Raw genomic sequence first — 18,996 nt, forward strand, 5'->3', positions numbered from 1 at the left:
ATGGCGACTATCAAGGATGTCGCGGCGCTGGCGGGGATCTCGTACACCACGGTCTCCCATGTGCTGAACAAGACCCGGCCGGTGAGCGAGCCGGTCAGGCTCAAGGTCGAAGCGGCCATCGCGCAGCTCGATTATGTGCCCAGCGCCGTGGCGCGTTCGCTGAAGGCCAGGAGCACATCGACCATCGGCCTGTTGATTCCCAACGGTATGAATCCGTATTTCGCCGAGTTGGCGAGGGGCATCGAGGACTACTGTGAGCGCAACGGTTTTTGCGTGATCCTTTGTAATTCCGACGACAACCCGGAAAAGCAGCGCAGTTACCTGCGTGTTTTGCTGGAAAAGCGCGTTGACGGGTTGATTGTCTCGTCTGTGGCGGGTGATGCCAGCGTCACCTGTGGCCTCACCGAGGTGCGCACGCCGCTGGTAATCGTCGACCGCGAGCTGCAAGGCATCGAAGCTGACATGGTGCGCATCGATCACGAGCAGGGCGCCTGGCTGGCAACACGACATCTGCTGGATCTCGGGCATCGTCACATTGCCTGCATTGGCGGACCGCGCGACAGCATGGTTGCCGAAATGCGCCTGGCGGGTTATCGGCGGGCCATGCAGCAGGCATCTGTCGAGGTCGGCCCGGATTGGGCGGTGCACAGCGAATTTACCAGTTCGGCTGGCCACGCAGCTGCGGGCCTGCTACTGGCCAGGCATGCGCCGACAGCGATTTTTGCCGGCAACGATGTCATCGCCATCGGTGTGCTGCGCGCAGCTGCCGAGCGTTCGATTCGCGTGCCTCAGGATCTGTCGGTCATCGGCTTTGATGACATTCAGATGAGCCGCTACGTCTATCCGGCCCTCACCACTGTGGGGCAATCGATCATGCAACTGGGCGAAACCGCCGCCGAAATGTTGTTAAACCGAATCGCCGCACCGCATACAGTTCCTGTCGAAAAAAGACTCGTGACGCCTTGCGTCTTGGTGCGCGAGTCCACGGCAGCGCCGAACACTTTGTCCAATGAATGACGCGCACGCACAGCAACGGATTAATGAGCCATGCAAGCAAAAATAGTGATAGTGGGCAGCCTGAACATGGATCTGGTCATCCGCGCCCAGCGTCTGCCGCGCCCCGGCGAGACGCTGAGCGGGGAGACGTTCGACACCGTGCCTGGTGGTAAAGGCGCCAACCAGGCAGTTGCCGCAGCGCGCCTGGGTGGCAGTGTGGCGATGATCGGCTGTGTGGGTGCCGATGCCTACGGGGAGCAACTGCGTGCAGCACTGCTGGCCGAGCATATCGACTGTCAGGCCGTGACGGTCGTTGAAGGCGTGTCCACCGGGATCGCTTCGATTGTGGTCGACGCCAGCAGTCAGAATGCAATTGTCATCGTTGCCGGAGGCAATGGTCGGCTCACTCCGGCATTGATCGAGCGTTTCGACGCATTGCTGGCGGGTTCCGGGATCGTCATCTGCCAGCTTGAAGTGCCGACTGAAACAGTTTTCCACACCCTGACCCGCGCCCGCGCGCTGGGCAAGACCGTCATTCTCAATCCTGCCCCGGCCAGCGAGCCTTTGCCGGCAAACTGGTATGGCCTTATCGACTATCTGATCCCCAATGAAAGTGAGGCGCAGACCCTGACCGGTGTGACTGTCGACTCCTCGGCGGCGGCTGAAGAGGCGGCAGCGGCCATGCTGGCTGCCGGGGCGCGCAACGTAATCATTACCCTGGGTGAGCGCGGAACCCTGTTCGCCAGTGCTGCGGGCGTGGAACATATCCCTGCGCGTCGTGTACAGGCCGTGGACACCACCGCTGCAGGTGATACCTTTGTCGGTGGTTTTGCCGCAGCACTGGCGGCGGGTCAGAGTGAATCGCAGGCCATTCGATTCGGTCAGGCCGCGGCAGCCATATCCGTGACCCGCGCGGGTGCCCAGCCGTCCATCCCGACGTTCGAGGAAGTAAAGGAATTCGATTCACTATGAAAAAGACCCCGCTACTCAACATTGCCCTGTCTCGCGTCATTGCGTCGCTGGGGCATGGCGACATCCTGATGATCGTCGACGCTGGAATGCCAGTACCGGCAGGCGTCGAGCTGATCGACCTGGCGCTGACTCGCGGCGTACCTGATTTCGTCAGTGTGCTGGACGTGGTGCTGAGTGAGATGCAGGTCGAAAGCCATGTGCTGGCCAACGAAATGGCCGAGGTCAAACCTCCCGCATTGCAGGTCATCGAAAGCCTGAACCTCGATGATCAATTGGGTCAGCAGCGCTGGATAAGCCATGAGGACCTGAAAGTATTGAGCCGCAAGGCCAAGGCAATCATCCGTACCGGAGAATGCCAGCCGTACAGTAATGTGGCGCTGGTTTCCGGAGTTGTGTTCTAGCTATCAAGAAAGGGAGTTTCATATGACGTTGATGCAGTTTTCCAGACAGTTCATTCGTGGAGCATTGCTCTTGTCCATACTGAGTAGCGCTGCCGTTCAGGCGGCAGAAAAGCGTGATCTGATCATCGATACCGATCCCGGCGCGGACGACGTCGTTGCGTTGCTGCTGGCGCTGGCGTCACCCGAAGAATTGAACGTGATGGCGATCACCACCGTCGCCGGCAATGTCCGTCTGGACAAGACCTCGCGCAATGCCAGGCTGGCGCGTGAATGGGCCGGGCGTGAAGAAGTGCCGGTGTATGCCGGTGCGCCCAAACCGTTGGTGCGCACACCTATCTACGCAGAAAACGTTCACGGTCAGGAAGGGTTGCCCGGCGTGCCCGTGCATGAGCCAGCCAAGGGGTTGGCCGACGGTAATGCAGTCGATTACCTGATCCGCACCTTGAGCAAGGCCAAGCCGCACAGCATCACTATCGCCATGCTCGGTCCGCAGACCAACCTGGCGCTGGCGCTCGTGCAGGCACCGGAAATCACCCAGGGCATCAAGGAAGTGGTGGTCATGGGGGGCGCGCATTTCAACGGCGGTAACATTACGCCGGTTGCCGAATTCAACCTGTTTGCTGACCCGCATGCTGCGCAGATCGTTCTGGCCAGTGGTGTGAAGCTTACTTACGTACCGTTGGACGTGACCCATAAGATCCTGACCAGCGAACAACGCCTCAAGCAGATTGCCGCATTGGGCAATAACGCCGGCAAGCTGGTCGACGGCATTCTCAATGAATACGTCAAACTGGACATGGAGCATTACGGCTTGCCCGGTGGTCCGGTTCACGACGCCAGTGTCATTGCCTGGTTGCTCAAGCCCGAGTTGTTTTCCGGGCGGCAGATCAACGTTGCGGTCGACACCCGCGAGGGCATTGGTTTCGGTCAGACAGTGGCTGACTGGTACGGCACGCTCAAGCAGCCGCAGAATGTATTCTGGGTCGAGAATGGCGACGCTCAGGGTTTCTTCGATCTGCTGACCGAGCGTCTGGCGCGACTGAAGTAACCCATCACGCGGGCTGCAACAGGTGCATCAGACCGGCAGCCCTGCCGTGGCATAACGGCTCAGTACCTGGCTGATGAAGGCGCGGGCACCCTCGGTGCCCAGTTCCTTGATCAGCAGGTCGACGGCAATGATCATCAGCTCTTCCGGGTTTCCGGGGCTGTGCGAGCAGTGGCCCTGAGGCCATCTGGCCTTGATGTCTGCATCCAGAGTTATGGCTGTCATGTCTGTTGATCTCCAGTGAAGGGTCACGCACTACGCTGTTCGCTTCCCGGCGCTTGCGTCTCTCGCAGTAAACCATTCCGCGCACATTTTGACACTTCTACTTACATCTCATCCCGATAGTCAGAGTCTATGGCCATAGGTTGTAAACGTTTTGTGACGATTTCACCGCGCGCCCTGTGTGATCCCAAGGCAGACTCTCGGCCCAGGCAGATCAACAGGTTGCCGATGGCTTCTCAACTAGAGTTGTGCAACCAACGCGTCTGAGCGCGGTCGGACAGGTCTGGAATGTTTTATTGGCAGAGGAGGGTGTATGCCCCGGAAGTTCGCAACATTGGGTTTTGTGGTCGTGGCGTCGTTGCTGGCAGGATGCAGCAGCACGTCCTCTGATAAGGACGCTGAAGCGTCCGTCAAGGCAGACGCTCCCGCATCCGCCAGTAACGCCAACGCCATACCTGGCCGTTGTGATGCAGGGCTTGGCCAGTTCGCAATCGGCAAGCCAGCGTCCATCGACCTTCTGTCACAAGTGCGCGCCCGTACCGGTTCTCAGGATGCCCGCATTCTCGGGCCTGACGACATGGTTACGCTGGAATACCGATCCGAGCGGGTAAACGTCAATACCGACGTTTCGGGAAAGGTGACGCGCATCAACTGCGGTTGAGTCGGCACTTTTCTGTGGCGCATAAAAAACCCCGTCAGTGACGGGGTTTTTTTATGTCAGGTGAATCAGGCTACCTGAACTTCTTCTGCTTGCATGCCTTTCTGGCCTTTAGCCGCAACAAAAGTAACGGTCTGGCCTTCTTTCAGGCTTTTGAAACCGTCGCTCTGGATTGCTTTGAAGTGTACGAACAGGTCGTCACCGCCACCCTGTGGAGTGATAAAGCCGAAGCCTTTTTCATCGTTGAACCATTTTACGGTGCCGGTTTGGCGATTAGACATGGTGTATCTCCAGAAACATAATTTTCAATAACGTGCTGCTCAGGCCAACTGGGCACACGGGCCTATCATAGTCGAAATGCGCAAAAAGACAGCTACTAAGGTTATCTCTTTAGCCTGGGCCCCTGCATATGCAAAGCGTCATACACGTAAAGTGGCTAAATGATGTCTCTGATTGCCTTGCATCAAGACTGTGCAGCATATGCTGAAAGCCCCGCTCTGCAAGGCTTTCAGGTTAGCGGCGGGGCGTAGCTCTCGGCATTTCAGGCGGCTGCTTTACCGAGTTAAAAAAAATGATTTATTTTGATTTGGTGCAGTTTTCGGCAACCAGTTTCTGCAGTTTTTGCGTCAATGCAGGGGCAGGAGCGCTATCGGTACTGCTCAATGCTTCGATTTCCTGCTGAGAAAACTCCTTGTTCACTACCCGGGCGCTGCAATCGCAATGAGCTTGTGCGGCCTTGGCATCCTGCTTGTGCTGATTCGCCGCGGCGATGCATTCCTGCGTGAACGTGTCTTGCACGGTTTTTTCCATGGCGGCCTGAGCGCCCCAAGGGGCCAGGACGGCGGCGCAGGCGAGGAGTGCGGACAGACGGGAAAGCTTCATGGTGTTCTCCTTTTGCTGACTTTAGTGAACAAGGAAACGTACAGGATCCTGACTGGTTAAGACGCCCATCACGCCTGCCAGTTCAGGTGACGTGTTATTTGGTGTGATTTACGCATATGGGCGTCCGGTGTAGGCCGAGCTGTGCTAGGATGCGCGTCCTGTTATTTTCAAGTGTCCCCATTGCTGATGGCTTTGGACGCGACGCAGGCAGGTTTTTCGTACATTCCAGTCATCTGGTCCGGTTCAAGGTTGGCCCCAAGGCTCCTGCCACTGTGAGGCAGGCATACCACCGGATCACGTACTGGCTCATCCCAACCCACGTGACCTTTGGTAGGGGTCACCACTAGGAGAGGAGGCGCCATGCCAACTATTACTCTTCCCGACGGCAGTCAACGTTCATTCGATCATGCGGTTTCCGTAGCCGATGTCGCGCTTTCAATCGGCGCCGGGCTGGCCAAGGCCACCGTGGCCGGCAAGGTTGACGGCAAGCTCGTTGACGCCTGCGACCTGATCGAAAACGATGCCAGCCTGCAGATCATCACCCCCAAGGATCAGGAAGGGCTGGAAATAATCCGTCACTCTTGCGCTCACCTGGTCGGGCATGCGGTCAAGCAGTTGTATCCGACTGCAAAAATGGTCATCGGCCCGGTGATCGACGACGGCTTCTATTACGATATCGCCTACGAGCGCCCGTTCACGCCTGACGACATGGCGGCGATCGAGCAGCGCATGCAGCAGCTGATCGAAAAAGATTACGACGTCATCAAGAAAGTCACCCCGCGCGCTGAAGTGATCGAGGTGTTCACCGCCCGTCACGAAGACTACAAGCTGCGCCTGGTCGAAGACATGCCGAACGAGCAGGCCATGGGCCTGTATTACCACGAAGAATACGTCGACATGTGCCGTGGTCCGCACGTGCCGAATACGCGTTTCCTGAAATCGTTCAAGTTGACCAAGCTGTCCGGTGCCTACTGGCGCGGTGACGCCAAGAACGAGCAATTGCAGCGTGTCTACGGCACTGCCTGGGCTGACAAGAAGCAGTTGGCTGCCTACATTCAGCGCATCGAAGAAGCCGAAAAGCGCGATCATCGAAAGATCGGCAAGCGCCTCGGCCTGTTCCATACCCAGGAAGAAGCGCCGGGTATGGTGTTCTGGCATCCGCAGGGCTGGACCCTGTATCAGGTGCTTGAGCAGTACATGCGCAAAGTGCAGCGTGAGAATGGCTACCTCGAGATCAAGACCCCGCAAGTGGTCGATCGCTCGCTCTGGGAGAAATCCGGGCACTGGGCCAACTACGCTGACAACATGTTCACTACCGAGTCCGAGAGTCGCGACTACGCGATCAAGCCGATGAACTGCCCTTGCCACGTGCAGGTGTTCAATCAGGGCCTGAAGAGCTACCGCGAGCTGCCGATGCGTCTGGCCGAGTTCGGTGCCTGCCACCGTAACGAACCGTCGGGGGCCTTGCACGGCATCATGCGTGTGCGTGGCTTCACTCAGGACGACGCTCATATCTTCTGTACCGAAGATCAGATGCAGGCCGAATCTGCCGCATTCATCAAGCTGACGCTGGATGTCTACGCCGATTTCGGTTTCAAGGACATCGAACTCAAATTGTCCACTCGCCCTGAAAAGCGTGTAGGCTCCGACGAGCTTTGGGACCGTGCCGAGACGGCGCTTGCCTCTGCGCTCGACAGTGCTGGTCTGCCCTATGATCTGCAGCCGGGCGAAGGCGCGTTCTACGGTCCGAAAATCGAGTTTTCCCTCAAGGACTGCCTCGGCCGGGTCTGGCAGTGCGGCACCTTGCAGCTGGACTTCAACTTGCCGATCCGTTTGAGCGCCGAGTACGTTTCGGAAGACAACAGTCGCAAGAATCCGGTCATGTTGCACCGTGCGATTCTTGGGTCTTTCGAGCGTTTCATCGGAATTCTGATCGAGCATTACGAAGGCGCGTTTCCAGCCTGGCTGGCGCCTACCCAGGCAGTGATCATGAATATCACTGACAAACAGGCCGATTTTGCCCTTGAAGTGGAAAAAACTCTGGCTGAAAGCGGGTTTCGTGCCAAGTCCGACTTGAGAAATGAAAAGATCGGCTTTAAAATCCGCGAGCATACTTTGCTCAAGGTTCCTTATCTCCTCGTGATTGGAGATCGGGAGGTTGAAATGCAAACTGTCGCTGTGCGTACACGTGAAGGCGCTGACCTTGGCTCGATGCTGGTTGCCCAATTCGCTGAATTCCTCGCACAAGCGGTTTCCCGGCGTGGTCGCCAAGATACGGAGTAATTATTATTAAGCGTGAAATGAGACAAGATAAACGAGCTGCACCCAAGGCCCCGATCAATGAAAATATCTCGGCCCGCGAGGTTCGTTTAATTGGCGCTGACGGCGAGCAGATTGGCATCGTCTCGATTGATGAAGCGCTTCGTATTGCCGAAGAGGCTAAGCTGGATCTGGTAGAGATTTCTGCCGACGCACTTCCTCCGGTCTGCCGTGTGATGGATTACGGCAAATCGATCTTCGAGAAGAAGAAGCAGGTTGCTGCAGCGAAGAAAAACCAGAAGCAGATCCAGGTTAAAGAAATCAAGTTTCGTCCAGGGACGGAGGAAGGGGATTACCAGGTAAAACTACGCAACCTGGTACGTTTCCTGAGTGACGGGGACAGGGCCAAGGTATCGTTGAGATTCCGCGGTCGTGAGATGGCCCACCAGGAGCTGGGTATGGAGCTGTTGAAGCGGGTTGAAGGTGACCTGCTCGAATACGGTTCCGTCGAACAGCATCCTAAGATGGAAGGACGCCAGCTGATCATGGTCATCGCCCCGAAAAAGAAGAAATAACCACCAGGGCACGGCAGGCCTTGCGGTTATATTTATCAACTGAATGCGGAGTATCCGAACATGCCAAAGATGAAGACTAAAAGTGGTGCAGCTAAGCGGTTTTTGAAAACCGCCAACGGCATCAAGCACAAGCACGCTTTCAAGAGCCACATCCTGACCAAAATGTCGACAAAGCGTAAGCGTCAACTGCGCGGTAGCAGCTTGCTGCATCCGTCTGACGTGGCAAAAGTCGAGCGCATGCTGCGCCTTCGTTAATTTTGATCAAGATATAGAGGAAGTAACTCATGGCTCGTGTAAAGCGTGGCGTCATTGCCCGTAAGCGTCACAAAAAAATTCTGAAACTTGCAAAAGGCTACTACGGCGCGCGTTCACGCGTATTCCGTGTTGCCAAGCAAGCGGTAATCAAGGCAGGCCAATACGCCTACCGTGACCGTCGTCAGAAAAAACGTCAGTTCCGCGCTCTGTGGATCGCTCGTATCAACGCTGGTGCTCGTGTTAACGGTCTGTCCTACAGCCGTTTCATTGCTGGCCTGAAAAAAGCGTCCATCGAGATCGACCGTAAGGTTCTGGCTGATCTGGCAGTGAACGAAAAAGCGGCGTTTGCTGCGATTGTCGAGAAAGCTAAAGCCACCTTGGCCTAAGTCCCCGACAATCACTGGCCCCGGTTCTCCGGGGTCGGTGTTAAACGTCATAAATAGGGGAAGAGCCTTCAGCTCTTCCCCTATTTTGTATCTGGAGTCTGTACATGGAAAACCTGGACGCGCTGGTCTCTCAAGCTCTTGAGGCTGTGCAAAGCGCCGAAGATATCAATGCCCTGGAGCAAATCCGGGTTCACTACCTCGGCAAGAAAGGCGAGTTGACTCAGGTGATGAAGACCCTGGGGAACCTGCCAGCTGAAGAGCGTCCGCAAGTCGGTGCGCTGATCAACGTTGCCAAGGAGCGTGTCACAGAGGTTCTCAATGCACGCAAGGCGTCGTTCGAGCAGGCGGAACTGACTGCCAAACTCGCTGCCGAATGCATCGACGTGACCCTGCCGGGCCGCGGCCAGACCTCCGGTGGTCTGCACCCGATTACCCGTACTCTGGAACGTATCGAACAATTCTTCACGCACATTGGCTACGGCATCGCCGAAGGCCCTGAAGTGGAAGACGATTACCACAACTTCGAGGCGCTCAACATCCCAGGCCATCACCCGGCCCGGTCGATGCATGACACCTTCTATTTCAATGCGAACATGCTGCTGCGCACCCATACCTCACCGGTACAGGTCCGCACCATGGAATCGCAACAGCCGCCGATCCGCATTGTCTGCCCAGGCCGTGTGTACCGTAGCGACTCCGATATTACCCACTCGCCGATGTTCCACCAGATCGAAGGTCTGCTGGTTGATCGCGACATCAATTTTGCCGACCTGAAAGGCACCATCGAAGAATTCCTGCGGGTGTTCTTCGAGAAAGAACTGGCCGTGCGCTTCCGTCCTTCGTATTTCCCGTTCACCGAGCCGTCGGCAGAAGTGGATATGGAATGCGTGATGTGCAGTGGCAAGGGCTGCCGTGTCTGCAAGCAGACTGGCTGGCTTGAAGTCATGGGCTGCGGCATGGTCCACCCGAACGTGCTGCGCATGTCGGGTATCGACCCTGAAGAGTTTCAGGGCTTCGCGTTTGGCATGGGCGTAGAGCGTCTGGCCATGCTGCGTTACGGCGTCAATGATTTGCGCCTGTTCTTCGACAACGATTTGCGGTTCCTCGCGCAATTTCGCTAAGTCGTAACGAACCTTTCAGGAGAGCAGGATGAAATTCAGTGAACAATGGCTGCGTGGCTGGGTAAGCCCGCAGGTTTCCCGCGACGAGCTGGTTGCTCGTCTGTCGATGGCCGGTCTTGAGGTTGACAGCGTCACGCTGGCCGCCGGCGTTTTCAGTGGAGTGGTCGTGGGCGAGGTGCTGAGCACCGAACGACACCCCGATGCCGACAAGCTGCGCGTGTGCCAGGTCAGCAATGGCAGCGAAACCTTTCAGGTTGTGTGTGGCGCGCCGAACGTGCGCCCCGGTCTGAAAATTCCGTTCGCCATGATCGGTGCCGAGCTGCCGGGCGATTTCAAGATCAAGAAAGCCAAGCTGCGTGGCGTCGAGTCCAACGGCATGCTGTGTTCGGCTGCCGAGTTGCAGGCCGGCGAGGGCAATGATGGCCTGATGGAGCTGGCCGCCGATGCGCCGGTCGGTGAGGACATTCGCGTCTACCTGAACCTGGACGACGCCAGCATCGAGGTCGACCTGACCCCGAACCGCGGCGACTGCCTGTCGGTGGCCGGTCTGGCGCGTGAAGTCGGTGCGCTGTACGCCGCTGACGTGACGCGTCCGCAGATCGCTGCTGTCGCTGCCGTGCACGATGAAGTGCGCCCGGTTGAAGTTCTGGCTCCAGCAGCTTGCCCACGTTACCTGGGCCGCGTTATTCGCAACGTTGACTTGTCGCGTCCTACTCCGTTATGGATGGTCGAGCGTCTGCGTCGTTCCGACGTGCGCAGCATCGATGCCGCTGTCGATATTACCAACTACGTGATGCTCGAGCTGGGGCAGCCTCTGCATGCTTTCGATCTGGCCGAAATCAACGGTGGCATTCGTGTGCGCATGGCGGAGGAGGGCGAGAAGCTCGTTCTGCTCGATGGTCAGGAAGTCAGCCTGCGTGCCGACACCCTGGTCATTGCCGACCACCAGCGTGCTCTGGCAATTGCCGGTGTCATGGGTGGCGAGCACAGCGGCGTAACTGCCGGTACTCGCGACATCTTCCTGGAAAGTGCTTTCTTCGACACCATCTCGGTGGCTGGCAAGGCGCGTTCCTACGGTCTGCACACCGATGCCTCGCACCGTTACGAGCGTGGTGTTGACTGGCAACTGGCCCGTGAAGCCATGGAGCGGGCGACCGGCCTGCTGCTGGAAATCACCGGTGGTGAGGCTGGTCCGATAACAGAAGTGGTCAGCGAACAGCATTTGCCATCGATTGCTCCGGTTACGTTGCGCGCCAGTCGCGTCGAGCAGATGCTCGGTCTGGTCATTGAAAACGCCGAAATCGAGCGTCTGCTGACAGGTCTGGGCCTTGCTGTGGCTGCCGAAGCCGACGGCCAGTGGCGTGTAGAAGTGCCAAGTCATCGCTTCGACATCAGCCTTGAAGTCGATCTGATCGAAGAGCTGGCACGTCTGTACGGCTACAACCGTCTGCCGGTCCGCTACCCGCAAGCCCGTCTTGCTCCTCAGGCCAAGGCCGAAGCCAAGGGCGATCTGCCCGAGCTGCGTCGCCTGCTGGTTGCCCGCGGTTATCAGGAAGCGATTACCTACAGCTTCATCGACCCGAAATGGTTCGAACTGTTCTCGCCGGGCGCCAAGCCACTGTTGCTGGCCAACCCGATTTCCAATGACATGGCCGCCATGCGCGCCTCGTTGTGGCCGGGTCTGGTCAAAGCGCTGCAGCACAACCTTAACCGCCAGCAGGACCGCGTACGCATGTTCGAAAGCGGTCTGCGTTTCGTCGGTCAGCTTGACGGCTTGAAGCAAGAGCCGATGCTGGCGGGTGTGGTATGCGGCAGCCGTCTGCCGGAAGGTTGGGCGCAAGGCCGTGATGCGGTCGACTTCTTCGACGTCAAGGCTGACGTCGAAGCGGTTCTGGGGTTTGCCGGTGCGCTGGGTGAGTTCACCTTCAAACCGGGCCAGCATCCCGCCTTGCACCCAGGCCAGACAGCTCGCATCGAGCGTGATGGTCGCGAAGTCGGCTTCCTGGGTGCCATTCACCCGGAACTGTCGAAAACCCTGGGCCTGGATCGTCCGGTCTTTGTTTTCGAGCTGGTTCTGGCTGAAGTATCGACAGGCCGTCTGCCGAAATTCCACGAGCTTTCGCGCTTCCCGGAAGTGCGTCGCGACCTGGCCTTGCTGGCTGATCGCGACGTTTCGGCCAGTGCGGTTCTGGACGTTATTCGTGAAAATGCAGGCGAGTGGCTCACAGACCTCAGGTTATTTGATGTTTACCAGGGTAAAGGCATTGATCCACATAGAAAAAGCCTTGCAGTCGGCTTGACCTGGCAGCATCCATCGCGCACTCTTAATGACGATGAGGTAAACGCAACGACACTTGCTATCCTCACCTCGCTTGAGGAGAGGTTAAACGCCACGTTAAGGAAGTAGCGTATGGGGGCTCTGACGAAAGCTGAGATGGCCGAACGTCTGTACGAAGAGCTGGGCCTGAATAAACGGGAAGCCAAGGAACTGGTCGAACTGTTTTTTGAAGAAATCAGGCACGCTCTGGAAGATAACGAGCAGGTGAAGTTGTCAGGTTTTGGCAACTTCGACCTTCGAGACAAGCGCCAACGGCCTGGGAGAAATCCCAAGACCGGTGAAGAAATTCCGATTACGGCGCGCCGTGTGGTCACCTTTCGTCCAGGGCAGAAGCTGAAGGCCCGAGTTGAGGCATATGCTGGAACCAAGTCATAACGATGAGCTACCGCCGATCCCCGGCAAACGCTACTTCACCATCGGTGAGGTCAGCGAGCTCTGCGCGGTAAAACCGCACGTTTTGCGTTATTGGGAGCAGGAGTTTCCTCAACTCAACCCCGTCAAGCGACGCGGAAACCGCCGGTATTATCAGCGCCAGGACGTGCTGATGATCCGCCAGATCCGCGGCTTGCTCTACGATCAGGGCTTCACCATTGGTGGTGCCCGACTTCGTCTTACCACCGGGGAACCGAAGGACGATACCCAGCAGTACAAGCAGATGATCCGGCAGATGATTGCCGAGCTGGAAGACGTACTGGTTATGCTCAAAGCGTAATTGAGCATCCAGGATACTTCCAAAATTCAAACGCTTAGGGTATATTTCTCAACGTTTTCGCAGGTTGAAAAACAGATACACGCCTAGTCGGGGCGTAGCGCAGTCCGGTAGCGCACTAGCATGGGGTGCTAGGGGTCGAGTGTTCGAATCACTCCGTCCCGACCATATTTTTCAATGACTTAGGCCAATGTTCGCAGCATTGGCCTTTTTCATGCGCGTGACTTTTGCGTGACTCTTTTTTCATGCCTGCCTCCTCTTCAAAATCGTCAGAACCGGTCCGCGTGAGTCGGTGGCTGACACCATGTTCGCGGCTTCAATCAGATGCCCTGGTTCAGCGCCCGATTAAGGGCTGGTGATGCTGCCGTTCTTATGCCCAAGCAAGTGCCTTGCGATCTTCCTGCGTGACGCCCGCGACGACCGAAGGTGCCCCAAGTCGTGAATCCTGATGGACAGATAGCCTGGGAGAGCGGGGCGAAAGTTTTCCTCCGGCCAAAGTTTCGCCGCGCACCGTTGCCTTTTTCCAAGCAAAGTCGTTCATCCGGTGCATGCACGCTTTCATTTGGCAGCGTGAGCATTATGTCGATGCAGTCGCCTATCCGTATTTGGTGGCGCTGGCTCATATCGAATTCATAAAGGTGGCGTGAGTTGATTAAGTGGTCTATTAACTTTATGAGGGTCTTAACGAGGAGCGCAATCTTGGTCGGTAGAATTTCTGATTCAGAACTCCATGAAATGCGGATTCGCAAGCTACAGAACGACATCTCTGATTCAGCGCGTCTCGGCATACCTGTGAAATTCATGCACCTGTCGGCTCTGACACCCACCAGCAGAGAACATCATGTTGAAAGGCATGGTGAGCTCTTCTCTGGGCAGGAGATGCTTGATTGGTGGGCAGAGGGGGATAACCGTGTGCGCTGTCGCTGTGCATGCACCCCAGTGCTTTTAGATAATCAGGGGAGGCCTATGACTCCAGACCTCATGGTTAAAGCCAAGATGGATCTGAAGGCTTTCAAAGCGTCCTGATCTCACGCTTCGTAGCCTTCAGCGTAATAGGCGAGGGTGGGGAGTCAGAAACCTTCGTCGTACTTTTTTCTGCATTTAGTTAATTTTAATGGCGTCTTTTGGCTTGCTTTGGCATGGCACCGCTCAGCGCTGTTAAAGCGGTTTATGTCGTGGCACCTGTAGCGAGTCATACGTTATTTGTGCTTGCCGCGTTCGCTGCTCTTGCTACCACCACATCCAGATTATTTGCATCATCAAACCCCGGACTGCTCGGGAAGTGATTTTGGCTGATTTCCCGGCGGATTGGCTGTCGGGCTTCAGACCCAAGGTATGCCCGATCAGGCGGAGTTAAGCGTCGGTGGCCTGAACGTTCGCCATAGTGTTTCTCCTGAGTGCGTCTACCTCCGTGCCCGGTACTGGAAAATTTGCTTGGGATGAGGTATCACGGCGGACGTTATTTTCGAAAGGATGCAGTTATGCGTTATCTAATGGGATGCTTGATGCTCTCCGTGTCATCAGTTTCCATGGCTACCGAAGCCCAAATGAAACAGTGGGAAAAAATGGATCGCTGCTCAAATGCCGCTTACATCACAGTAAACATTCTGGAGAGTAGCGCGGATGGCATGCAGCAGGAGATCGCCCTACAGGGAAGCATCAAGGGGCTGAAAACGAATACAAAGCTGGGCGCGGCGACTCCGACAGAAAACGAGCTGCGGGGCTCCTATAATTTCTTGCTTAGAGTCTCAGCCGGAATGCCTCGACCTTATGCCAAGCGTGAGCATGATTGGTTGGTCGCACAGGCTGCTTCAGCGTGTTCGTTATGGGTTCCTGATTAAAAAGCGTAAAGAGTGTCGTTTTTTTGGCGAATTGGTTGGGTTTGAGCGATAGAGATCACCGGTATAGGGTCGCAAGGAGCTAAAAATGCTTGAAGTCATTGAGGATGTGATTGGCATCAACGAGGCTGGCTTGGTCTGCCACCCCTATAAATTTCAGAGAGGCCCGAAGAAAGGTCTGTTTAGCTTCACACTCAAATCCGACAACAAGTCATTTGAAGGTATTGATGAAAAAACGCTTAGATCGCTTATCGAAGATGGTCACTTTAATGAGACGGGACGGATATTTATGGTACCAGCGGGCTGTATAAGCGTTCGTCATCATGCAGCACTGAACGTGCGTCGTTACAAAGGCGATTTGATCCCATTAGTGGTGAAATGATTTCATCCTATGGGGCCTCATCAGGATTGTTAGGAGGCGTCTAACGCCGCAGTCGTATATGTGCTCTTTCCCTTGTCCGCTGAATGGCCAGCTTGATGCCCGGTCTTACTCGGCGCGGCAATTCCTCTTACCACCTCGAAATTTCAAGTGACTGAGGTTCGTCGGTTACCGCAGCATTCCAGGCTGACCATTGTTCAGGTCGCAGTGGCCTGCGGATTCGTCTCTCCGAGCCATTTCAGCAAGTGCTATACCGCTTATTTTGGACATGGTCCTTCCAGAGAGACACGACTGGAATTTTGAAGGGCGGGGTCGCGGCAATGTCTGTGCGATGACTGAACTGCTGCGCAATGGCCCTATGAAAGTAACCCGGAGTCACCTGAGGCCGAGGCGTGGGCTCATCCCGTCGTCCCCCCCTGAAAAAATTTGACATATGTTATTTGTGATCACATATTAGCCCCATAAGAACGCCAATATGAGTCACTCCCCATGACAGACCGTCCGATCCTCCTGCCCGCCATGCGGCAGGTTTCCCGCGATACCCTCCAGGATCAGGTTTACCGACAGATCCGTGAAGCGCTGATGAGCGGGCGCTTTCAGCCGGGTCAGAAGCTGACCATCCGTGGTCTTGCCGAGGCGCTGGGCTCCAGCCCGATGCCGGTGCGCGAAGCATTGAATCGTCTCAGTGCAGAGAACGCCTTCGAAGTCACCGAAACCGCTCGTCTTCGCGTGCCCATGATGACCCCGGAGCGGCTGCGTGAAATTCGTGATGCCAGGGTCGCGCTGGAAGGTCTGCTGGCCGAGAAAGCGGTCATTCTGATCAACGACGCCGATCTCGCAGACATCAGCCAGCTCTGCGAGCAGATGCAGAAGGCTGCAGACAGCGTTGATGTGGCCCTATACCTGTGGACCAACTTTGCCTTTCACCGACGCATTTATGCGGTCGCCAAGGCTGAGTTGATCGTTGCGGCAGTGGAGAATTTCTGGCTGCACATAGGTCCGTGTTTCGCACTTGTCGCGCCTGACAGGGCGCACCTTCAGCGTTCGATGGAGGCACACAACCGTATCGTCGAGGCGCTGGCGGCGCGTGATGGGGCGGCCGCTCGTGCAGCGGTCACTGACGACATCATGCAGGCGGCTGATTCTCTGACGCGCCTGATCGCAAAGAGCGACCGCTCCAGGTCGCGGGTCTCGGGAGTGAAAAAAGCATGAGTGTTCTCAATCGGCTGGTTCCCTACACAGGGCTGCGCGTGCTGATTTCCGGTGGTGCCGCCGGGATCGGTGAGGTGTTGGCGGCGGCTTATATGGAAGCCGGGGCAAAGGTACATGTGTGTGATGTCAGCGAGGCGGCCATTGCGGCATTCCTTGATCGCCATCCAGGCAGCGTTGCCACGCGCGCAGACGTTGCTGATCCGGTGCAGATCGAAGCGGTGTTCAGGGTGCAGCGCGAACAGTTCGGCGGTCTTGATGTGCTGATCAACAACGCCGGGATCGCCGGCCCTACGGCAGGCATTGATGCCATTAGCGAAGAGGAGTGGCAGCGCACCATCGACATCAATCTCACCGGGCAATACCGCTTTGCTCATCACGCTGTGCCGCTGCTCAAGGCGTCGCCCAACGCTCATCTGATCCATATCGCGTCTGTCGCCGGTCGTCTGGGCTACGCCTGGCGTACACCGTACGCGGCGACCAAATGGGCGATTGTCGGCCTGATGAAGTCGCTGGCGTCCGAATTGGGTGAGAGCGATATCCGCGTCAATGCCTTGCTGCCCGGCATCGTCGAAGGCCCGCGTATGGACGGTGTGATTCGTGCGCGTGCGCAACAGATGAATGTGCCTGAGGAGGAGATGCGCGAGGAGTACCTGAAAAAGATTTCGCTCAAGCGCATGGTCACCGCTGAGGACGTTGCCGCGATGGCGCTTTTCTTGTGCTCGCCCGCCGCACGCAATGTCACGGGCCAGGCCATCAGTGTGGATGGCAACGTCGAATACCTCTGAGTATCAGGCTCGATAGGACCGGACAGCGTCCGAGTCGTGTTCCACACCAGACTTCCTCGCCAAGAACAAGAACGGAGAATGCTCATGCCCAAGAAACGTCCGATCATTATTACCTGTGCCGTCACGGGGGCCATTCATACGCCCTCGATGTCGCCTCATTTGCCGATCACACCGCAGGAAATCGCCGATGCAGCCGTCGGTGCCGCCGAGGCGGGGGCCTCTATCGTCCACTTGCATGCCCGCGACCCGGTTGACGGGCGGCCCAGTCAGGATGTCGATCTGTTTCGGCAATTCCTGCCGCACATCAAGGCCAGGAGCGATGTGGTGATCAATATCACCACCGGCGGTGCGCCGACCATGGGCGTTGAAGAGCGCTTGCAACCTGTGGCGCAACTCAAGCCGGAACTCGCCTCGTTGAACATGGGATCAATGAACTTCGGGCTGTACGAAATGCTCGATCGCTACAGCGAATTCAAGCACGACTGGGAACGGCCGTACCTGGCCGAGAGTGATGACCGGATCTTCCGTAACACCTTCCGCGACATCGCGCACATCCTCAATACCTGTGCCGAGAACCGCACGCGCTTTGAAATCGAATGCTATGACATCGGCCACCTGTATACCGCCGCGCATTTTCTGCAGCGCGGGCTGCTCAAGGCGCCGATTTTCATTCAGTCGGTGTTTGGTTTGCGTGGTGGTATCGGCGGGCACCCCGAGGACCTGGCGCATATGCGTCGCACGGCCGACCGTCTGTTTGGTGACGCCTATCAATGGTCGATTCTGGGTGCCGGTCGCAATCAGATTCCGCTGGGCACCATGGGCCTGTCGATGGGCAGTCATGTGCGGGTCGGTCTTGAAGATTCGCTGTGGGACGGACCGGGCAAGCTGGCGGCGTCCAATGCCGATCAGGTCAAGCGTATTCGCACAGTGATCGAAGCGCTGGGCGGGCAGGTGGCGACGCCTGATGAAGCCCGCGAAATGCTCGACCTGAAGGGGCAGGACAAGGTTAATTTCTAGTCTCGCAAAACGTGTCATCTCAATAACAACAAGACAGAGGTGAAAAATGCGTATCGAAATCGTTGTCGACGTGAAGACCACGCTGGGCGAAGGCCCGGTCTGGGATGTCGAGCAACAGCGTCTGTACTGGATCGACAGTTTCGACGGTCGTGTTCTGCGCTGTACGGATGACGGGCGCGAGTTGCGAGCCTGGGATGTCGGCCAGAAAATCGGTTCCATGGCCTTGCGCAGGAATGGCGACGCGGCGCTCGTTGCGTTGCAGACGGGTATTTACAACCTTGATCTGCCTACCGGTGATCTCGAGCTGATAGTCGACCCGGAACCGGGGCTGCCCGACAATCGGCTCAACGATGGCAAAGTGGATCGGCACGGCCGGTTCATCGTGGGTTCGATGGACACTCGGGAGGATCAGGCCAGCGCGAAGCTGTATCGCCTCGACCCGGACCTGAGCCTGCACACGCTGGATGAGGGCATTATCGTGTCCAACGGCCCTTGCTGGAGCCCGGGCGGTGAAACCTTTTATTTCGCCGATACCTGGTCCGGGGATATCTGGGCCTATGACTACGACAACGCCAGCGGCGCAGTTGCCAACAGACGAACCTTCGCCAAGGTCGACACCTCAGCAGGAGGCGCGGCGGATGGCTGCACCGTCGATGCCGAAGGTTGCCTGTGGCAAGCGCTGGTCTACGCCGGAAAACTGGTGCGCTACACCCCGGACGGGCAGGTGGATCGCATCATTGACATGCCCGTGAAGAAAGTGACGAGCCTGACCTTCGGCGGACCGAACCTGGACACGCTGTATGTCACCTCCATGGCCAGGCCGCCGTTGCCACGCTTTCCGGAAGATGGCCAGCAACGCGGTGCCTTGTTTGCGATCACCGGGCTGGGCGTGCAAGGCATCGCTGAACGGCGCTTTGCCAGTTAACCCGTCAACAGACTCAACCTG

General features: G+C 57.0%; 23 protein-coding genes, 1 tRNA gene and 2 pseudogenes. 22 read left to right on the forward strand and 4 right to left on the reverse strand.

Annotated elements, in window-relative coordinates; all coding sequences use genetic code 11:
- The 4 genes from KP808_RS10030 to KP808_RS10045 are packed head-to-tail and all read left to right on the forward strand — an operon-like array spanning nucleotide 1 to nucleotide 3,417.
- Entirely contained in the window at nucleotides 1–1,017 is a 1,017-nt protein-coding gene (locus KP808_RS10030) for a LacI family DNA-binding transcriptional regulator (protein WP_230018311.1), read from the forward strand.
- 30 nt (nucleotides 1,018–1,047) lie between these two features.
- Nucleotides 1,048–1,968: a ribokinase gene (rbsK, locus tag KP808_RS10035; protein WP_004665169.1), complete on the forward strand. Its 921-nt coding sequence runs from the start codon at nucleotides 1,048–1,050 to the stop codon at nucleotides 1,966–1,968.
- Nucleotides 1,965–2,369 carry a D-ribose pyranase gene (rbsD, locus tag KP808_RS10040; protein WP_044323545.1) on the forward strand — a complete coding sequence of 135 codons (405 nt, stop codon included), beginning with the start codon at nucleotides 1,965–1,967 and terminating at the stop codon, nucleotides 2,367–2,369. Before rbsK ends, rbsD begins: the two co-directional genes overlap by 4 nt.
- Before the next feature lie 22 nt (nucleotides 2,370–2,391).
- On the forward strand, nucleotides 2,392–3,417 hold the full coding sequence (locus KP808_RS10045; RefSeq protein ID WP_057402304.1) for a nucleoside hydrolase: 1,026 nt from the start codon (nucleotides 2,392–2,394) through the stop codon (nucleotides 3,415–3,417).
- A 27-nt stretch (nucleotides 3,418–3,444) separates the two neighbouring features.
- On the opposite strand, the gene KP808_RS10050 is transcribed toward KP808_RS10045, so the two are convergent.
- Nucleotides 3,445–3,639 carry a hypothetical protein gene (locus KP808_RS10050; protein WP_002553154.1) on the reverse strand — a complete coding sequence of 65 codons (195 nt, stop codon included), beginning with the start codon at nucleotides 3,637–3,639 and terminating at the stop codon, nucleotides 3,445–3,447.
- Between the two features lie 310 nt (nucleotides 3,640–3,949).
- On the opposite strand from KP808_RS10050, the gene KP808_RS10055 reads away from it, so the two are divergent.
- Nucleotides 3,950–4,297: an I78 family peptidase inhibitor gene (locus tag KP808_RS10055; RefSeq protein WP_058407608.1), complete on the forward strand. Its 348-nt coding sequence runs from the start codon at nucleotides 3,950–3,952 to the stop codon at nucleotides 4,295–4,297.
- Nucleotides 4,298–4,362: 65 nt separating this feature from the next.
- Here the strand turns inward: KP808_RS10055 and KP808_RS10060 are convergent, their stop codons facing one another.
- Both KP808_RS10060 and KP808_RS10065 read right to left on the reverse strand, forming a co-directional pair.
- Nucleotides 4,363–4,575 carry a cold-shock protein gene (locus KP808_RS10060; protein WP_003315566.1) on the reverse strand — a complete coding sequence of 71 codons (213 nt, stop codon included), beginning with the start codon at nucleotides 4,573–4,575 and terminating at the stop codon, nucleotides 4,363–4,365.
- 295 nt (nucleotides 4,576–4,870) lie between these two features.
- Nucleotides 4,871–5,176, reverse strand: coding sequence for a hypothetical protein (locus KP808_RS10065; protein ID WP_058407607.1), 306 nt, complete (start codon nucleotides 5,174–5,176; stop codon nucleotides 4,871–4,873).
- Between the two features lie 360 nt (nucleotides 5,177–5,536).
- Between KP808_RS10065 and thrS the strand changes: the two genes are divergently transcribed.
- The 9 genes from thrS to KP808_RS10110 all read left to right on the forward strand — a co-directional run bounded on the left by thrS (nucleotide 5,537) and on the right by KP808_RS10110 (nucleotide 12,987).
- A complete protein-coding gene (gene thrS, locus KP808_RS10070; RefSeq protein WP_230018320.1) occupies nucleotides 5,537–7,459 on the forward strand; it encodes a threonine--tRNA ligase in 1,923 nt (640 codons plus the stop codon).
- On the forward strand, nucleotides 7,459–8,010 hold the full coding sequence (infC, locus tag KP808_RS10075) for a translation initiation factor IF-3 (protein ID WP_170855886.1): 552 nt from the start codon (nucleotides 7,459–7,461) through the stop codon (nucleotides 8,008–8,010). Before thrS ends, infC begins: the two co-directional genes overlap by 1 nt.
- Nucleotides 8,011–8,070: 60 nt before the next feature.
- Nucleotides 8,071–8,265 carry a 50S ribosomal protein L35 gene (rpmI, locus tag KP808_RS10080; protein ID WP_002553160.1) on the forward strand — a complete coding sequence of 65 codons (195 nt, stop codon included), beginning with the start codon at nucleotides 8,071–8,073 and terminating at the stop codon, nucleotides 8,263–8,265.
- Nucleotides 8,266–8,294: 29 nt separating this feature from the next.
- Complete coding sequence (gene rplT / locus KP808_RS10085; protein WP_002553161.1) at nucleotides 8,295–8,651, forward strand: 50S ribosomal protein L20; 357 nt, start codon at nucleotides 8,295–8,297, stop codon at nucleotides 8,649–8,651.
- A gap of 104 nt (nucleotides 8,652–8,755) precedes the next feature.
- Nucleotides 8,756–9,772, forward strand: coding sequence for a phenylalanine--tRNA ligase subunit alpha (gene pheS, locus KP808_RS10090; RefSeq protein WP_002553162.1), 1,017 nt, complete (start codon nucleotides 8,756–8,758; stop codon nucleotides 9,770–9,772).
- A gap of 28 nt (nucleotides 9,773–9,800) precedes the next feature.
- Nucleotides 9,801–12,179: a phenylalanine--tRNA ligase subunit beta gene (pheT, locus tag KP808_RS10095; protein ID WP_230018322.1), complete on the forward strand. Its 2,379-nt coding sequence runs from the start codon at nucleotides 9,801–9,803 to the stop codon at nucleotides 12,177–12,179.
- A gap of 3 nt (nucleotides 12,180–12,182) precedes the next feature.
- Nucleotides 12,183–12,485 carry an integration host factor subunit alpha gene (gene ihfA / locus KP808_RS10100; protein WP_002553164.1) on the forward strand — a complete coding sequence of 101 codons (303 nt, stop codon included), beginning with the start codon at nucleotides 12,183–12,185 and terminating at the stop codon, nucleotides 12,483–12,485.
- Complete coding sequence (locus KP808_RS10105) at nucleotides 12,466–12,822, forward strand: MerR family transcriptional regulator (protein WP_002553165.1); 357 nt, start codon at nucleotides 12,466–12,468, stop codon at nucleotides 12,820–12,822. The genes ihfA and KP808_RS10105 overlap by 20 nt, the downstream gene beginning before the upstream one ends.
- A gap of 88 nt (nucleotides 12,823–12,910) precedes the next feature.
- Nucleotides 12,911–12,987, forward strand: a tRNA-Pro gene (locus KP808_RS10110).
- A 75-nt stretch (nucleotides 12,988–13,062) separates the two neighbouring features.
- Here KP808_RS10110 and KP808_RS10115 read toward each other — a convergent pair.
- Nucleotides 13,063–13,369 (reverse strand): annotated as a pseudogene (locus KP808_RS10115) (tyrosine-type recombinase/integrase); the annotation flags it as partial.
- Between the two features lie 185 nt (nucleotides 13,370–13,554).
- Here KP808_RS10115 and KP808_RS25950 point away from each other — a divergent pair.
- The 8 genes and pseudogenes from KP808_RS25950 to KP808_RS10150 all read left to right on the forward strand — a co-directional run bounded on the left by KP808_RS25950 (nucleotide 13,555) and on the right by KP808_RS10150 (nucleotide 18,975).
- Nucleotides 13,555–13,845, forward strand: coding sequence for a hypothetical protein (locus KP808_RS25950; protein ID WP_122281731.1), 291 nt, complete (start codon nucleotides 13,555–13,557; stop codon nucleotides 13,843–13,845).
- 455 nt (nucleotides 13,846–14,300) lie between these two features.
- Nucleotides 14,301–14,660: a hypothetical protein gene (locus tag KP808_RS10120; RefSeq protein WP_230018324.1), complete on the forward strand. Its 360-nt coding sequence runs from the start codon at nucleotides 14,301–14,303 to the stop codon at nucleotides 14,658–14,660.
- Between the two features lie 85 nt (nucleotides 14,661–14,745).
- Nucleotides 14,746–15,039 carry a hypothetical protein gene (locus KP808_RS10125; RefSeq protein ID WP_058400210.1) on the forward strand — a complete coding sequence of 98 codons (294 nt, stop codon included), beginning with the start codon at nucleotides 14,746–14,748 and terminating at the stop codon, nucleotides 15,037–15,039.
- A gap of 150 nt (nucleotides 15,040–15,189) precedes the next feature.
- Nucleotides 15,190–15,339 (forward strand): annotated as a pseudogene (locus KP808_RS10130) (AraC family transcriptional regulator); the annotation flags it as partial.
- A 186-nt stretch (nucleotides 15,340–15,525) separates the two neighbouring features.
- Nucleotides 15,526–16,248, forward strand: a complete 723-nt coding sequence (locus tag KP808_RS10135; protein ID WP_019741340.1) for a GntR family transcriptional regulator — start codon at nucleotides 15,526–15,528, stop codon at nucleotides 16,246–16,248.
- Nucleotides 16,245–17,033 carry an SDR family oxidoreductase gene (locus tag KP808_RS10140; protein ID WP_003432996.1) on the forward strand — a complete coding sequence of 263 codons (789 nt, stop codon included), beginning with the start codon at nucleotides 16,245–16,247 and terminating at the stop codon, nucleotides 17,031–17,033. The genes KP808_RS10135 and KP808_RS10140 overlap by 4 nt, the downstream gene beginning before the upstream one ends.
- 84 nt (nucleotides 17,034–17,117) lie before the next feature.
- Entirely contained in the window at nucleotides 17,118–18,050 is a 933-nt protein-coding gene (locus KP808_RS10145) for a BKACE family enzyme (protein WP_010200522.1), read from the forward strand.
- Between the two features lie 46 nt (nucleotides 18,051–18,096).
- On the forward strand, nucleotides 18,097–18,975 hold the full coding sequence (locus KP808_RS10150) for an SMP-30/gluconolactonase/LRE family protein (protein ID WP_230018326.1): 879 nt from the start codon (nucleotides 18,097–18,099) through the stop codon (nucleotides 18,973–18,975).
- Nucleotides 18,976–18,996 lie beyond the last annotated feature (21 nt).

Source organism: Pseudomonas savastanoi (assembly GCF_020917325.1).
GTDB classification, from domain to species: domain Bacteria; phylum Pseudomonadota; class Gammaproteobacteria; order Pseudomonadales; family Pseudomonadaceae; genus Aquipseudomonas; species Aquipseudomonas amygdali.

Bases quoted from the DNA above. Each gene is read 5' to 3' on its own strand.
- KP808_RS10030 (WP_230018311.1), top strand. From the start codon at position 1: ATGGCGACTATCAAGGATGTCGCGGCGCTGGCGGGGATCTCGTACACC.
- rbsK (WP_004665169.1), top strand. From the start codon at position 1,048: ATGCAAGCAAAAATAGTGATAGTGGGCAGCCTGAACATGGATCTGGTC.
- rbsD (WP_044323545.1), top strand. From the start codon at position 1,965: ATGAAAAAGACCCCGCTACTCAACATTGCCCTGTCTCGCGTCATTGCG.
- KP808_RS10045 (WP_057402304.1), top strand. From the start codon at position 2,392: ATGACGTTGATGCAGTTTTCCAGACAGTTCATTCGTGGAGCATTGCTC.
- KP808_RS10050 (WP_002553154.1), bottom strand. From the start codon at position 3,639: ATGACAGCCATAACTCTGGATGCAGACATCAAGGCCAGATGGCCTCAG.
- KP808_RS10055 (WP_058407608.1), top strand. From the start codon at position 3,950: ATGCCCCGGAAGTTCGCAACATTGGGTTTTGTGGTCGTGGCGTCGTTG.
- KP808_RS10060 (WP_003315566.1), bottom strand. From the start codon at position 4,575: ATGTCTAATCGCCAAACCGGCACCGTAAAATGGTTCAACGATGAAAAA.
- KP808_RS10065 (WP_058407607.1), bottom strand. From the start codon at position 5,176: ATGAAGCTTTCCCGTCTGTCCGCACTCCTCGCCTGCGCCGCCGTCCTG.
- thrS (WP_230018320.1), top strand. From the start codon at position 5,537: ATGCCAACTATTACTCTTCCCGACGGCAGTCAACGTTCATTCGATCAT.
- rpmI (WP_002553160.1), top strand. From the start codon at position 8,071: ATGCCAAAGATGAAGACTAAAAGTGGTGCAGCTAAGCGGTTTTTGAAA.
- rplT (WP_002553161.1), top strand. From the start codon at position 8,295: ATGGCTCGTGTAAAGCGTGGCGTCATTGCCCGTAAGCGTCACAAAAAA.
- pheS (WP_002553162.1), top strand. From the start codon at position 8,756: ATGGAAAACCTGGACGCGCTGGTCTCTCAAGCTCTTGAGGCTGTGCAA.
- pheT (WP_230018322.1), top strand. From the start codon at position 9,801: ATGAAATTCAGTGAACAATGGCTGCGTGGCTGGGTAAGCCCGCAGGTT.
- ihfA (WP_002553164.1), top strand. From the start codon at position 12,183: ATGGGGGCTCTGACGAAAGCTGAGATGGCCGAACGTCTGTACGAAGAG.
- KP808_RS10105 (WP_002553165.1), top strand. From the start codon at position 12,466: ATGCTGGAACCAAGTCATAACGATGAGCTACCGCCGATCCCCGGCAAA.
- KP808_RS25950 (WP_122281731.1), top strand. From the start codon at position 13,555: ATGCGGATTCGCAAGCTACAGAACGACATCTCTGATTCAGCGCGTCTC.
- KP808_RS10120 (WP_230018324.1), top strand. From the start codon at position 14,301: ATGCGTTATCTAATGGGATGCTTGATGCTCTCCGTGTCATCAGTTTCC.
- KP808_RS10125 (WP_058400210.1), top strand. From the start codon at position 14,746: ATGCTTGAAGTCATTGAGGATGTGATTGGCATCAACGAGGCTGGCTTG.
- KP808_RS10135 (WP_019741340.1), top strand. From the start codon at position 15,526: ATGACAGACCGTCCGATCCTCCTGCCCGCCATGCGGCAGGTTTCCCGC.
- KP808_RS10140 (WP_003432996.1), top strand. From the start codon at position 16,245: ATGAGTGTTCTCAATCGGCTGGTTCCCTACACAGGGCTGCGCGTGCTG.
- KP808_RS10145 (WP_010200522.1), top strand. From the start codon at position 17,118: ATGCCCAAGAAACGTCCGATCATTATTACCTGTGCCGTCACGGGGGCC.
- KP808_RS10150 (WP_230018326.1), top strand. From the start codon at position 18,097: ATGCGTATCGAAATCGTTGTCGACGTGAAGACCACGCTGGGCGAAGGC.